The organism is Tamlana sp. s12, assembly GCF_016767215.1.
In the GTDB taxonomy this organism is placed as follows: Bacteria; Bacteroidota; Bacteroidia; order Flavobacteriales; family Flavobacteriaceae; genus Pseudotamlana; species Pseudotamlana agarivorans.
This window is the reverse complement of the sequence record NZ_CP068547.1, coordinates 2,177,908-2,192,583: the sequence shown is the minus strand read 5'-3', so window position 1 is coordinate 2,192,583 and position 14,676 is coordinate 2,177,908. Positions and strand designations below refer to the sequence as shown.

The 14,676-nt window shown below is 35.4% G+C and carries 12 protein-coding genes; 5 read left to right on the top strand and 7 right to left on the bottom strand.

What is annotated here, in order from left to right:
* Window position 1: 1 nt before the first annotated feature.
* On the bottom strand, window positions 2-520 hold the full coding sequence (locus JJL45_RS09675; protein ID WP_068604338.1) for a DinB family protein: 519 nt from the start codon (window positions 518-520) through the stop codon (window positions 2-4).
* Window positions 521-543: 23 nt separating this feature from the next.
* Window positions 544-2,316: an ABC transporter ATP-binding protein gene (locus JJL45_RS09670; protein WP_068604340.1), complete on the bottom strand. Its 1,773-nt coding sequence runs from the start codon at window positions 2,314-2,316 to the stop codon at window positions 544-546.
* 220 nt (window positions 2,317-2,536) lie between these two features.
* On the opposite strand from JJL45_RS09670, the gene JJL45_RS09665 reads away from it, so the two are divergent.
* The 3 genes from JJL45_RS09665 to JJL45_RS09655 are packed head-to-tail and all read left to right on the top strand — an operon-like array spanning window position 2,537 to window position 5,754.
* Entirely contained in the window at window positions 2,537-3,151 is a 615-nt protein-coding gene (locus JJL45_RS09665) for a fumarylacetoacetate hydrolase family protein (protein WP_068604342.1), read from the top strand.
* A gap of 17 nt (window positions 3,152-3,168) precedes the next feature.
* Window positions 3,169-5,088: a DUF294 nucleotidyltransferase-like domain-containing protein gene (locus JJL45_RS09660; protein WP_068604344.1), complete on the top strand. Its 1,920-nt coding sequence runs from the start codon at window positions 3,169-3,171 to the stop codon at window positions 5,086-5,088.
* Window positions 5,089-5,754 (top strand): 3'-5' exonuclease, encoded by a 666-nt coding sequence (locus tag JJL45_RS09655; protein ID WP_068604346.1) that lies wholly within the window; start codon window positions 5,089-5,091, stop codon window positions 5,752-5,754.
* An 8-nt stretch (window positions 5,755-5,762) separates the two neighbouring features.
* Here the strand turns inward: JJL45_RS09655 and acs are convergent, their stop codons facing one another.
* Window positions 5,763-7,670: an acetate--CoA ligase gene (gene acs / locus JJL45_RS09650; RefSeq protein ID WP_068604349.1), complete on the bottom strand. Its 1,908-nt coding sequence runs from the start codon at window positions 7,668-7,670 to the stop codon at window positions 5,763-5,765.
* A 503-nt stretch (window positions 7,671-8,173) separates the two neighbouring features.
* On the opposite strand from acs, the gene JJL45_RS09645 reads away from it, so the two are divergent.
* Window positions 8,174-9,268, top strand: a complete 1,095-nt coding sequence (locus JJL45_RS09645) for a heparan-alpha-glucosaminide N-acetyltransferase domain-containing protein (RefSeq protein WP_082935977.1) — start codon at window positions 8,174-8,176, stop codon at window positions 9,266-9,268.
* Between the two features lie 135 nt (window positions 9,269-9,403).
* Window positions 9,404-10,201 (top strand): carbonic anhydrase, encoded by a 798-nt coding sequence (locus JJL45_RS09640; protein ID WP_068604351.1) that lies wholly within the window; start codon window positions 9,404-9,406, stop codon window positions 10,199-10,201.
* A gap of 190 nt (window positions 10,202-10,391) precedes the next feature.
* Here the strand turns inward: JJL45_RS09640 and JJL45_RS09635 are convergent, their stop codons facing one another.
* From JJL45_RS09635 to JJL45_RS09620, 4 genes are all read right to left on the bottom strand, one after another.
* The gene (locus JJL45_RS09635; RefSeq protein ID WP_068604353.1) at window positions 10,392-11,345 is read right to left on the bottom strand and encodes a phosphoribosylaminoimidazolesuccinocarboxamide synthase; all 954 of its coding nucleotides are present in this window, start codon (window positions 11,343-11,345) and stop codon (window positions 10,392-10,394) included.
* Window positions 11,346-11,797: 452 nt separating this feature from the next.
* Window positions 11,798-13,339, bottom strand: coding sequence for an arylsulfatase (locus tag JJL45_RS09630; protein WP_068604355.1), 1,542 nt, complete (start codon window positions 13,337-13,339; stop codon window positions 11,798-11,800).
* A 313-nt stretch (window positions 13,340-13,652) separates the two neighbouring features.
* Entirely contained in the window at window positions 13,653-13,916 is a 264-nt protein-coding gene (locus JJL45_RS09625) for a hypothetical protein (RefSeq protein WP_202664121.1), read from the bottom strand.
* Between the two features lie 13 nt (window positions 13,917-13,929).
* Window positions 13,930-14,664: an SDR family oxidoreductase gene (locus tag JJL45_RS09620; RefSeq protein ID WP_068604360.1), complete on the bottom strand. Its 735-nt coding sequence runs from the start codon at window positions 14,662-14,664 to the stop codon at window positions 13,930-13,932.
* Window positions 14,665-14,676 lie beyond the last annotated feature (12 nt).

Below are 14,676 nucleotides of genomic sequence, written 5' to 3'. Positions count from 1 at the left end.
ATTAAAGATATTTCTGTTGTAAGACTTGCAAGTGATGTACTTCATGACCCACAATTACAAAGGCCGCGGCTCGGGCAGACATGGGGTTACCGCTAACCATACCTATATGTTTAAATTCGGTTTCCGACATTTCTTTTAGTAGAACCATAGTGTTTCGACGTACGGCTTCATAAGCTTCTATAAGGTCGTCTAAAGATTTTTCATTAGCGTTTGAAGTGGCCACAAAATCATCTTGCTCAAACCCAGGAAGATTCGTTTTATCCTGCCTTGAGATTCTAAAACAACGGTAACTAAAAACGCGCTCGGTATCAATAATATGCTGAAACACTTCTTTTATAGTCCATTTTCCAGACGCATAACCCCAGCTTAATTTAGCTTCTGGAATACTTTTAAAAGCATCTAAAACAGTTGTTCTTCCTTTTTCAAGAGCCTCTAACAAATTTAAATCTGTAGGGACTTTATCAATGTAGGTTTTATAAAACTCAGGATATTCTGAAGGGTTTAAACTTGTTACTTTCATCTTAATTAAAATTAGGTTGACAGCTATATTTTGGCTTGATAGGTGTATAAATCGTAATACCTTCCTCCAACGGCAATTAACTCGTCGTGGGTACCGCGTTCTACGATATTACCAGCTTCAATTACTAAAATTTGATCGGCTTTTCTAATGGTACTTAATCGATGCGCAATAACGATGGTGGTTCGATCTTTTACCAATTCATTTAAACTCTTCTGAATTAAGGCTTCACTTTCGGTATCTAAGTTTGAAGTGGCTTCATCTAAAATAATAAGTTTAGGATCGGCAAGAATGGCACGAGCAATAGCCAATCTTTGACGTTGCCCTCCAGAAAGCTTCACGCCTCGTTCTCCTATTAAAGTTTCTAAGCCTTTGTCAAATCTATCGGTAAATTCATCTACATAGGCAGCTTTAACAGCATTCTGAAGTTCCGCTTCGGTAGCGTTTGGCCTAGGAAAAAGGATGTTCTCTCTAATCGTCCCTTCAAACAAAAACTCATCCTGTAAAACCACACCCAAATTTTTTCTAAAACTGTTTAATTTTACTTTAGATAAATCTTGATGATCGACTAAAACGGTACCTGATTTCGGATTTAAAAAAGTAGCCGACAATCCCGCAATGGTCGATTTTCCCGAACCTGAACTTCCTACTAAAGCAGTAACAGTTCCGGAAGGTGCCTTAAAATTTATTTTGTGAAGCACGTCTTTGTCTTCTTCATAAGCAAAAGACACATCTTTAAATTCAATATCACCTTTAAAATTTTGTAGTTCTATGGTACGCTGTTCGTTGTCTTCTTCAGCAGTCATGTTCATCAACTCCTCGGTTCTGTCTAATCCCGCTAAAGCTTCAGTCAACTGACTCCCAATATTACTCATTTGCACTATAGGCGCAATCATAAATCCGAGTATCAAAGTAAAAAACAAAAAATCACCAGTTGTCATGGCATTTTGCATCATATAATAACCACCAATACCCATAATTCCTGTGGTGGCCACACCAATTAAAAAAGTCGATGAGCTGGTCATGATAGAGGTTGCTGTTAAACTTTTTTTCACATTTTGAAACAAGCGCTCCACCCCTTGCTCAAAAACAAGATTTTCTTGTTCTTCAGCATTAAACGCTTTTATAACCCTTACCCCTGCTAAGGTTTCAGTAAGTCTGCCTTTAACTTCTTGATTAATTTTTCCTCGAGTTCTAAATACAGGACGAATGTATTTAAAGGCACGCAAGGCGATATATCCGAATATGGAAATCGGCACGAACACAAAAAGCGTCATCCAGGCATTCAACTTTATTAAAATAATTAAAGAAACAATGGCTGTGAACGTCCCTCCTACTAATTGTACCAAACCTGTGCCAATTAAGTTTCTTACCCCTTCTACATCACTCATGATTCGGGACACTAGACCGCCAGTTTTATTGTTATCAAAAAAACTAATGGGTAAAGACAAAACTTTTTTCTGCACTTGGGCACGTAATTCACTGATTAAAAATTGCGCCTGAACGCTTAATATTTGCGTTAATACGTATGATGTTAAGGCTTGTACTAAAATAGCCGATAGCACAATGATTATTAAGCTGTAAAGCTGCGACGGATCATTGCTTGGCACAACATCATCTAGAAGTACTTTACTTTGCCACGGTAAAATAAGTCCGGCTAAACTTCTTATTACTATTAACAGCAACCCTAAAAAAACCAAATTTCGCCTTGGCCAAATAATGGTTTTAAAAGCTTGTATCATAGTCACTTTAGACTTTCTTTTATCTTTTTTTGTAGTCGTGGTACTGAGGTGCTTCATAGAATTCTTTTGAACGCGAAGTGAGTTATGTTAATCAAACTTTATCTATAGCAAAAATAGACCTAAATTCTTTTCTAACGCTGCCTTATCTCTTTTTTTGAATAAGCGCGATAACTCGATACGCTAACGGTATAAAATTTATATAATTTGTAGGACGAAAAATAGCTTAATTCATTACTTTTAGTGTCTGAAAATTAACAATTAAATTTATAAAAAAATCATGAAAATTATAGGCATTGGTAAAAACTACGTAAATGATAAAAGTGAAGTTGCAGCGCTTAAAACTGGGGCACAAACCATCTTTTTAAAAGCTGAAAGCACTTTAGTTGAAAACAACGCAGACATTGTTTTTCCATCCATAACAGAGCAATTAATTTATGAAGTAGAATTAGTCGCTAAAATCGGGAAGCAAGGTAAAGATATTTCTGAAGCTGATGCAGCCTCTTACATTAGCGAAATAGGTATTGGTATTGATTATACTGCTAAAGATGTACTTGCTGCAAGTCGTGAAAATAAAGGTCCGTGGGCATTAGCAAAAGGTTTTGACGGTGCTTCTCCAGTGGCTGGATTTAAATCGATTTCTAATTTCCCAGATTTGAATGATATCAACTTTAACCTATTAATAAATGGTGAAGAAAAGCAAGTTGGTAATACAAGTGATATGATATACAACTTCGTTGAAATTATTGCTTATGTGTCTAAATTTATGACTTTAGAACCTGGTGATTTAATTTTCACAGGAACGCCGGCAACAGGTGCTGGTCAAAACGTAAAAGGCGATCATTTACAAGCTTCTGTTGAAGGTGAATTGTTATTAGATTTTAAACTTATTTAATAAGTTAAGCTTGCCTCATGAAAAATTCTATTGCAGAACGTGTTCTTGATTTCTTAATTAAGTATCCGCCTTTTAATTTACTAAGCACCAATGATTTGTTTGAAATATCCAAAGAGATTTCAATCATTTACATGGAAAAGGGCGATACGCTGTTTGAAAGAGGCGATGCTGCAAAATCAGATTTTTACGTGGTAAGAAATGGTGGTGTAAAATTGTTACACACCATGGGCGACAATACCCAAGATATTATTAATATTAGTGATGCTGGCGATGTTTTTGGAATACGCCCACTAATTGCGAAAGAAAACTATAAACTCACGGCTACCGCCAATGAAGAATCGATAGTTTACGCCATTCCTATTAGTGTTTTTACAGCAGTTACCAAAGACAACGCTAGCATTAATAAATTCCTTGTTACAGCCTTCGCAACCAATGCTTACGACCCCTACACCGCAGAGGAAGCAGGTAAAATATTTGTAGATTACCTACCCAATAGTGCTCAAGATATCATCAATTTTCAAACCGCCAACTACACCAAAAACCCCATTACCTGTACCATAGATTCTACCCTAAAGGAGGCGGCTATAAAAATGCGGGATCACAAAATTGGTTGTATTGTGGTAGTAAACAATCTGAAAAATCCTGTGGGTATTATTACCAATAGCGACATTAAAAATAAGATTGCAACTGGTCTTTTTCCTATTGAAACGCCGGTAACCAATATCATGGTAACACCTGTAATAACTTGTAAAAAGGGGTTAACGGTTGCCGACGGACAACTTCAAATGATCAAGCATCATATTGGCCATTTATGTGTTACTAAGGACGGTACTGTAAACACGAAACTGGTTGGTGTATTAACACACCATGATGTCCTTGTGACTTTAGGCAATAGTCCGACTGTTATTTTAAAAGAAATTAAACGCGCCAATAGAACAAAAAAGTTACGATCGGCACGTTTAAAAGCCAATAGTTTACTGAAAAGTTATTTAGAGCAAAATATTCCGGTAGGCCATATTGTTAAGGTTATCTCGAAAATTAACGATGCTGTAACGGTACGCGCTATTGAAATCGCCCTAAAAAAAATGCCTTCAAACCCTCCTGTGAAATTTTGTTGGATTGGTTTAGGGAGTCAGGGTAGAAAAGAACAGATGCTATTTACTGATCAAGATAACGCCATAATTTTTGAAGATGTTCCTGATGATAAGTATGAGGAAACCCAAACTTATTTTCTGGAGTTGGCAAAACTGGTAACTAAATCGTTAAACAAAATTGGTTTTGAATATTGTGAAGCCGATATGATGGCCAGTAATCCGAAATGGTGTATGTCTCTCGAACAATGGAAACAACAATTTGACGATTGGATTTCAAAACCTGATGAAAAAGCAATTTTGCTCTCATCTATATTTTTTGATTTTAGCCCCATTTACGGTGAAGAAACCTTATCGGAAGCGCTTTCAGATTCTATTTATGAAACATTAGAAGAAAGCAGTTTATTTTTTAAATTTTTAGCACGAGATGCCATTAAAAATCCGTCCCCACTAGGCTTTTTTAAACAATTTGCGGTAGAAAAAAGCAGGGAACAAAAGGACCTCTTCAACATAAAAAACCGTTGTATTATGCCTTTGGTTGATGCGGCACGTTTGCTCACTTTAAAAAACAACACGCGAGGCATCAATAATACCTCCGAACGTTTTGAGCAATTAGCGATTTCAGACCCTAATAACAAAGAATTATACCATTCATGTTCTTACGCTTTCAAAGCCCTTTCTAAATTTAAAACCAAACAAGGCATTCTTCATAATGACTCTGGAAAGTTTATTGATATAGAAAGCTTAACCAAAGAGGAACAACTTAAGTTAAGACGCTGCTTAAAACCCGTTCACGAAATCCAGGAAGTGCTTAAAATTCGATTCGATTTAAAAAACTTTATTTAGATGGCTTTTTTCAAATGGTTTTCGGAGAAAAAAAAAGACTATCCTGACTTTTGGTTAGACTATCTCGATGAATTTAAAGACAAGGTGAATGCGGATATTAGCAACACCAGATTCATTGCTTTTGACACCGAAACTACGGGATTTGATTATACAGAAGACCGCGTATTATCCATTGGAGCCGTATCTTTTATAAATAAAAAAATTGATGTTAATCAATCTCTAGAACTGTATATCAAACAAGATGTTTTTAAGGCTGAATCTGTAAAAATTCATGGTATTTTAAAAAATAGTAAGGTTGATAAACTCACAGAACTGGAAGCTATAAAAGCCTTTTTAGCCTATATCAAATCGGATATACTTATTGCGCATCATGCTGATTTTGATCGCAATATGATTAATAAAATACTTGAAAGACACGGTTTAGGTCAATTGAAAAATAAATTTATCGATACAGGAGCCCTTTATAATAAATCGGTCCATGTCATTTATCGAGACGAGCAAAAACCGCACAGCTTAGATGAATTAGCCAAAGAGCTCAATGTCCCTTTAGTAGATAGGCACACCGCCACTGGCGATGCGCTTATTACTGCCTTGGTATTTTTAAAAACATTGGCTCGTTTAGACAAACGCAAGCATCTAAACTGGGGCTATTTAATGCCTAAATAACGCCTTTATTACAAGGCGTTATCTATAATTTCTTGAACCACTTCTGGATTTAATAAAGTACTGGTATCACCTAAGTTACTAATATCTTTACAAGCTATTTTTCGTAAAATACGACGCATAATTTTTCCTGATCGCGTTTTAGGTAATCCTACGGTAAACTGAATTTTATCCAGTTTGGCAATCGGACCAATATGCTCGGTAATCATTTGGTTAATTTCATTACGCACATTGTTTTGATCTCTACTCTCGCCGGTATCCTTTAAAATAATGTAACCGTACAGCGCATTTCCTTTGATATCATGAGGAAAACCAACTACTGCAGATTCTGAAACTGCTGGATGCTCATTTATAGCATCTTCAATAGGTGCTGTTCCTAAATTATGACCTGAAACGATAATAACATCATCAACACGACCAGTAATTCTATAGTAGCCTACTTCGTCTCGTAAAGCGCCATCACCTGTAAAATACTTGTTTTCATAAGCAGAAAAATAGGTCTCCTTATAACGTTCGTGATTATTCCAAATGGTTCGTGCCATACTTGGCCATGGGAATTTTATACACAAACGCCCTTCAACTTGATTACCTTTTAATTCCTTACCCGATTCATCCATTAAAGCGGGCTGTATGCCTATAAATGGTAGTGTCGCGTAAGTTGGTTTTGTTGGTGTTACAAACGGAATTGGAGAAATCATAATCCCTCCTGTTTCAGTTTGCCACCAGGTATCTACAATCGGACTGTGTTTTTTACCAACGTTATCGTTATACCAGTGCCAAGCCTCTTCATTGATAGGCTCTCCTACCGACCCCAATACTTTTAAAGAAGATAGGTCGTATTTTTCAACCAAGTCCACACCTTCCTTAGCCAAAGCACGAATGGCTGTTGGTGCGGTATAAAACTGTGTTACTTGGTGTTTATCTACAATTTCCCAAAAACGACCAAAATCTGGGTAACTTGGTACGCCTTCAAACATCACTGTAGTTGCCCCATTAGCTAAAGGACCGTACACAATATAACTGTGTCCTGTAATCCAGCCAATATCTGCCGTACACCAATAGATGTCGTTTTCTCTATATTGAAATACATTTTTAAAAGTATAAGCCGTATATACCATATACCCGCCTGTGGTATGTACCATCCCTTTGGGCTTTCCGGTTGATCCGGACGTGTATAATATGAACAAAGGATCTTCAGAATTCATTATTTCCGCTGCGCAATCCTCTGAAGCGTTGTCTAAAAGCGGTTGCAACCACTCATCACGACCTTCTTTCATAGGTATTTCCGAATGAATCCGTTTGGCGACTAAAACGGAATTCACACCAGGGCAATCTTCTAGGGCATCATCAACAATACCTTTTAAATCGATGGTCTTAGCGCCACGGTAGGATCCATCACTTGTAATCACCATTTTACAATCGCTATCATTAATTCTTGTAGATAAAGCCGTAGATGAAAATCCTGCAAAAACCACAGAATGAATGGCGCCTATTCTAGCACAAGCCAGAACAGAAATGGCTAATTCAGGAATCATAGGTAAATAAATACACACCCGATCGCCTTTTTTAACCCCTTTAGATTTTAAAACATTCGCAAACTGATTGACTCTTTTATAAAGCTGATTGTATGAAATATGTTCGGCAGGTTCATTGGGGTCATTAGGTTCAAACAAAATCGCTGTTTTATCCCCGCGAGTTGATAAGTGTCGGTCAATACAGTTTTCGGTAATATTAAGTTGCGCCCCTTCAAACCATTTAATTTCAGGTTTGCTAAAATCCCAACTTAATACATTATCCCATTTTTTACGCCACATAAAATGTTCTTCAGCAACCTCTTCCCAAAAATTTTCTGGCTCTCTAATGGATTTTCGATAGACTTGATAATATTCTTCTAGGTGTTTTATGTGATAATTACTCATAAATTAGTTTGTGTTTTAGTTTAGTAGCTTAAAATTAAGAACTTTTAAGCGTTTTCTAAATTATAAATTTATTGTGGTTTCTCTAAGCTTTTTCTACGGATTACGTGTATCTGTAGATGAACATCAGCAAATAAGCGACCTATTTACCTCCTTAAATCACAACAGGAATGTCTTAAAATAAAATAGGATGTAATTAAATGATAATTTTAATTACATCCTGTTTTACAAAATGGTTTAGAATAGTTTAGTTGGTTCTTAAACTTTTAATTTAATAGCGATAAAGCTGCACTTACGAATTAATAAATTCTTTATTTAGCACCTTTTAATTTATGGCTATAATAAATTAAACCTCAAGAGTTGCTAAAATAATAATTACATTGTTAAAACCTAATAAATAATACAATTTTAACACACTTACTTTTTCAACCGACTTTCAACAGTGCTTTTCGTCCGATACAATGTAATTTTTAAAGTATCTTTGTGCGCAACCAAATCAAAAAACATTGCAGACCAACCGTCTTTATTTTATTGATGCTGTAAGAGCATTTGCTATTTTAATGATGCTTCAAGGGCACTTTATAGACACGTTACTTGACCCTGTTTACAAAGACCCGAACAATACTGTTTTCAGTATATGGAACTATTTTAGAGGTGTCACGGCTCCTATGTTTTTTACCATTTCTGGATTGGTTTTTAATTATTTATTGCTTCGAGCCTATGCTAAAGGGGACGATAAACCCCGCATAAAAAAAGGTCTATTTCGCGGACTCCTACTCATCCTTATCGGTTACAGTTTACGAGTAAATCTGCTAAGTTGGTTTTCTGGCTATTTTAACCCCTACGTATTAGTTATTGATGTCCTTCAGTGCATTGGTTTATCGCTCATATTATTAGTTGGTTTCTATGTATTATTAAAAAAACACAGTTATTTATTTTCTGTAGTTTTGTTTACCGTAGGTTGCCTCTGTTTTATAACAGAACCCCTTTACAGAGATCTGACCTTAGAAAACATACCGCGATTTTTCGCCAACTATATTTCAAAAAGTAACGGTTCGATTTTCACCATTTTACCGTGGTTCGGATATTCGGCATTTGGAGCTTTTTTATCAACAATATTTTTTAGACATGCACACCGGGAGCGCTTTCAATTGCTCACCATTATTTCATTTTTTATGACGGGTGCATTTTTAATATACGGCTCATCCCCTTTTCTACTGGCTCTAAACGAGCTTACAGGTATTGAGCTTTTCGAGCGCAGTGCGAACTATAATTATTTGTTTAGACGACTGGGTGATGTGCTCATCATTTTCAGTATTTTTTACAGCTTAGAACGTTTTTTAAAACGATCATACATTTCTAAAATTGGAGAAAAAACGTTATCCATTTACGTCATACATTTTATTCTACTTTACGGAAGCTTTACAGGATATGGTATTAAACGATTTTTAAATAAATCTTTATCCCCAACTGAAGCTGTTTTTGGAGCACTCTTATTTATGGTGGTCGTTTGTTTTATTGCTTTTCACTATGCTAAAACCAATGCATTTCTCTATAAATTAAATAGGAAAGTGATGGATAAAATCAAACCAAACGAATAATTCTTCATAGAATACCTCAAATTATAGAAGTTGTCATTAAAAATGACATTTTTTTTTACTGAACTAACAAAAGTCAGTTTTATTTTCATGTCGTGACCTTAATTTTGAGCTTGTAACCAAGTTAATCAACGTATTATGAATTCTAAATTATTCACAGTCATACTATTATTTATAGGATTGGCAACCTTTCCTTATCACCAATATGCTAATCAACATGAATCGCATTCGGTAAAAAACCATAACAGTAAAAAACATTGGAGTTACTCTGGTGAGACCGCTCCAGAAAATTGGTCGGAGATCGAAAAGCAATCCGATTGCAACGGTATGCAGCAGTCTCCAATAAACATCATTCATATAAATTCTGATTCGACTCATGTTAAAAATGAATTGCAGTTTGAATATGCTCCAACCACACTAATAAATGATGTTGAAAATAACGGCCATACCATTCAGTTTGATTTTGAAACGGGCGATTATATCAACTACAAAAACGAGCGTTATTGCTTAAAACAAATTCATTTCCATGAACCCTCTGAACATAAAATTGATGGCGTTACATACCCGATTGAAATTCATTTTATACACACCAATGATGAAGGCAAAATGACTGTTTTAGCTTTATTAGGTAAAGAAGGCAAGGAGAGTGAATTGTTCGAATTTTTTGAAAGTTTTCTACCATTAGAAGCGGGTGCAAAAAAAGAGATTCATCAAGAAGTTGATTTATCCAGTCTAGAGCTTGAAAAAAGACATTACTACTCGTACGGAGGTTCGTTAACCACACCACCTTGTTCGGAAAGTGTGAACTGGATTGTTTTTAAAGAACCTGTTATTTTATCGATAGATGAAGTTTTAAAGCTTAAAAACAACATGCCTTTAAATAATTATAGAAATGAACAACCTCTTAATCATAGAATTGTGCATTACCATATTTGATTTTCAAGTTGTTTAAATGTGTAACTGTTGAAGTGTTTATTCGCTACATTAGTACGTGACATCATTCAAACAGCTTTACATAAAAAAACCTGTCGACGTCTTTTAAACAAAGGCACTTCGACAGGTTTTTTAAATTTATTATTTTAAAAACATAGATGGATTATTCAACTATGAGCAGTGCTTAATCGCTTTATTTTTTCTTTAAATAATCCAGAACATTGGCTTCAATACGCTCCTGGATATCGCTTACATCGGCTTTCACAAAGGTTTCTCCTGTGATGTTTTCATAAAGCTCGATGTATCGATCGCTAACAGTTTGGATGTATTCATCGCTCATAACCGGCACGGTTTGCCCTTCTAAACCTTGAAATCCGTTAGAAATTAACCACTGACGTACAAATTCTTTACTTAATTGCTTTTGAGCTTCGCCCTTATCTTGACGCTCTTGGTAGCCTTCAGCGTAAAAGTAACGTGAAGAATCAGGTGTATGAATCTCATCGATTAAAACGATCTTTCCGTCTTTAGTTTTTCCAAATTCATATTTAGTATCCACTAAAATCAAACCTCTGGACGCAGCGATTTCAGAACCACGTTGAAATAATTTACGGGTATAATCTTCAAGAATCACATAATCCTCTTCTGAAACAATACCACGCTTTAAGATGTCTTCACGAGAGATATCCTCATCATGATCACCCATTTCTGCTTTCGTTGCAGGGGTAATAATAGGTTCTGGAAAAGCATCGTTTTCTTTCATACCTTCAGGCATAGGCACACCGCAAAGCATACGTTTTCCTGCTTTGTATTCACGTGCAGCATGTCCCGACATGTAACCACGAATAACCATTTCAACTTTAAAAGGGTCGCATAAGTGTCCCACAGCCACATTAGGGTCTGGGGTTGCCGTTAACCAGTTAGGCACCAAATCTTCGGTAGCCGCCATCATTTTAGTGGCTATTTGGTTTAGGATCTGTCCTTTATAAGGAATTCCTTTAGGCATCACCACATCAAAAGCAGAAAGTCTATCGGTTGCAATCATAACCAATTCTTCATCATTAATGTTATAAACGGCTCTTACTTTCCCTTTATAAAGGCTTTTCTGTCCTGGAAAATTGAAATTAGTATCAATTATTGTGTTACTCATTTTTAATGGATTTATTGTCTTGTGCTAGATACTTATTAATTACATTTTCAATCAACCTTATTTTTCAAACGCTTCATTTTTAAAGCGAAAGAAAGCTCAAGAGCTCAATGAAAATATTTGGCAAAATAAAGTAAAATATCTTAATTCTATCAGTTGAATTTACACTAATACCAATAATTCTTAAAAATTATTGGCTTTTTTACTATTGTAGCCTTCCCTAAAAATAGGATACTTTATAATTCGACGTTAAACACTTTTTAGTAAAGATGTGAAAACCTCTAAATATAAAAGAGGCTATCATAAAAGTTAAAATAATCGTCATGTTGTGTTTGACACAAAATCCCATAAAATTGAAATACAATAATTATGAGCATCTGAAATACATTCAGATTGACGTTAATTCGACTTTTAGGATAGCCTCCTGATAATAGTGTTATAAGTAAATTAAAGGTTTATCCTCCTGTAGCATCAGATAATTTACGCATAACCTCTTCTAAGTTAAAACTAGCTGGTTTTTGTCTTGGAGGGAACTCTTTAAAGGTTTCCAAGAATTTAGCAGCTTGTTTTTGAGCTGGAACAATTAAAAATGCATGACGCAATACAAAATCCCAGTACGTATTAGAAGTAATATCTGCTTCTTCGTATGGATCGGCTCTTAAGTTGAACATTTTTGGTAAACGTAACGGTGTAAATGGTTCTGCCCAAATTTTAAGCGTACCTTCTTGACGTTGCTCTAGGAATACCAATTTCCAGTTTTCGTAACGGATACCTGTTAACTGCGTGTCATCATTAAAGTAGAAAAACTCTCTTCTTGGAGAACGCTCTTCTTTTCCAGTTAAATATGGTAAAATATTGTACCCATCTAAATGTAATTTAAATGATTTTCCAGCGGCTTTATGACCTCCTTTTTTCAATTTTTCTATAATTTGATCATCTCCTGCAGCAGCTAATAAAGTTGGCATCCAGTCTAAACCACTAACAATTTCATTAGAAACTGAACCTGGTTTAATGTGGCCTGGCCAACGGATCATAGCTGGTGAACGGAATGCCCCTTCCCAGTTAGTTTCCTTTTCACTTCTAAAAGGACTATTACCTGCATCTGGCCAAGAGTTTTTATGCGGACCATTATCACTAGTATAAATTACAATGGTATTATCTGCAATTCCCATATCGTCTAATGACTTAAGCATTTTTCCAATATGTTTATCGTGTTCTATCATACCATCAGCATACTCTGTTCTTGCTGTAAAACCACGTTCGTCTCTATGCTCTTCTTTAACATGTGTATATAAGTGCATACGTGTAGTATTAAACCATACGAAGAAAGGTTTATCGCCATCCACCTGCTTTTTCATAAATTTAATAGCGGCATCAGAGGTTTCATCATCGATAGTCTCCATACGTTTCCTTGTTAATGGTCCCGTATCTTCTATTTTACCGTCAGCTGTACTATGAATAACACCACGAGGACCATATTGTTCTTTAAATTTTGGATCCTGAGGATAGTTTCTATTTTCTGGCTCTTCTTCTGCGTTTAAGTGATATAAATTACCGAAAAACTCATCGAAACCATGATTCGTTGGTAAAAATTTGTCTAAATCTCCTAGGTGATTTTTTCCAAACTGTCCTGTTGCATAACCGTGAGGTTTTAATAACTCTGCAATCGTAGCATCTTCTTTACGAAGTCCTACATCGGAACCTGGCAAACCTACTTTAGACATCCCTGTTCTGTAAATGGTTTGTCCTGTAATGAATGACGAACGTCCTGCTGTACAGCTTTGTTCTGAATAATAATCGGTAAAGATCATACCTTCGTTGGCAATTCGATCGATGTTAGGTGTTTGATAACCAACAAGCCCCATAGTGTAGGCTGAAATATTGGTTACCCCAATATCATCACCAAAAATCACCAAAATATTGGGCTTTTCTTGGGCATACATACAGCTAACAAAAGAGAAAGCTAATAATGCTTTAAAAAAGTTGTTTTTTCTCATTTTTAAATGAATTAATTAATAAAGTTAAATTTGGAAATGAAGATACAAAATAAATTAAAATGGAAGTATCGTTTGGGCTGACAAACACAAATTTCCCACAAGCAATTGTAACTCCTTATATTCCTGAAAAGTATGTTAACGAACACTAGTTAAAGTCTAATGCTATTACCAGAATGAAACTACTAATACATAAAAAAAACACACTATTATAACGAATGCAACGCTGTCCTTGGATATTTTTTTATGGTTATTAATGTCATTAAAACAACTAACTCCTTGGAATATGCCACATGAAATTATGATGTAAATTATTTTACTCTAATTCAAAAACATATTCCTTATAAACATCATTGGGATGATTTTCTGAATATTTCTTAACATATAATGGATAAAATAAGTCTAGCAAATACCGATTCGTAAATGCAGGATTGTAATTTAAATTTATTTCTTCGGTGACATACATTTCCACTAAGCCTTTTGCAGCGCCTTTAACTCTATAGCACTCAAATCCACAAATTGTTTTTATGCTATTTTTATAATAAGCGCCTATTTCCAAAGAATTCGTGGATGAAATCACTAGAACTTTTAAACTAAACCAACGCACCATTAGCACCTATCACCTGACCTGAAATCCATTTAGAATCATCACTAGCTAAAAACAATACTATTTTGGCAATATCAATCGGTTCGGCTAACCTTCCAAAGACGTTCATTGCACTCAATTTATCTATAGTTTCTTGAGATTTTCCATCCAAAAATAATTCGGTAGCAGTGGCACCAGGCGCAATAGCATTAACCGAAATCCCTCTACCAATTTCCTTCGAAAACACTCTAGTTATTTGTTCCACGGCTGCTTTCGTTGCCGAATACAAGGCGTAGTTTGGAAACATTAATTTAGCTGTACTAGATGAAAAATTAACTATAATCCCTTTATCTGCTAACTTGCTATCGGCTTCCTGAAGTGTATTAAAAATACCCCTCACGTTAACGTCGAAAAGTTTAGTGAATTCATCTTGCGTATTGTCCTTTAATAATTTAGTAACTAGTATTCCAGCATTATTTACCAATACGTCTATTTTCCCAAAAACTTCAATCGTTTTGTCAAACAGATGGGTCACTTCATGTCTTTGGCTAACATCTGCTTTTATAGCCAGAGCTGTGCCGCCATTTTGTGTAATGGATTCTACGGTTGCGTTGGCTTCGGTTTTGCTATTCGCGTAGTTTACAACAACTTTCGCTCCGTTTTCAGCTAATAAAACGGCAACTTCTTTGCCAATACCTCTTGAAGCACCAGTTACTATAATAACTTTATTTTGTAGTTTCATGTGGTTCGATTT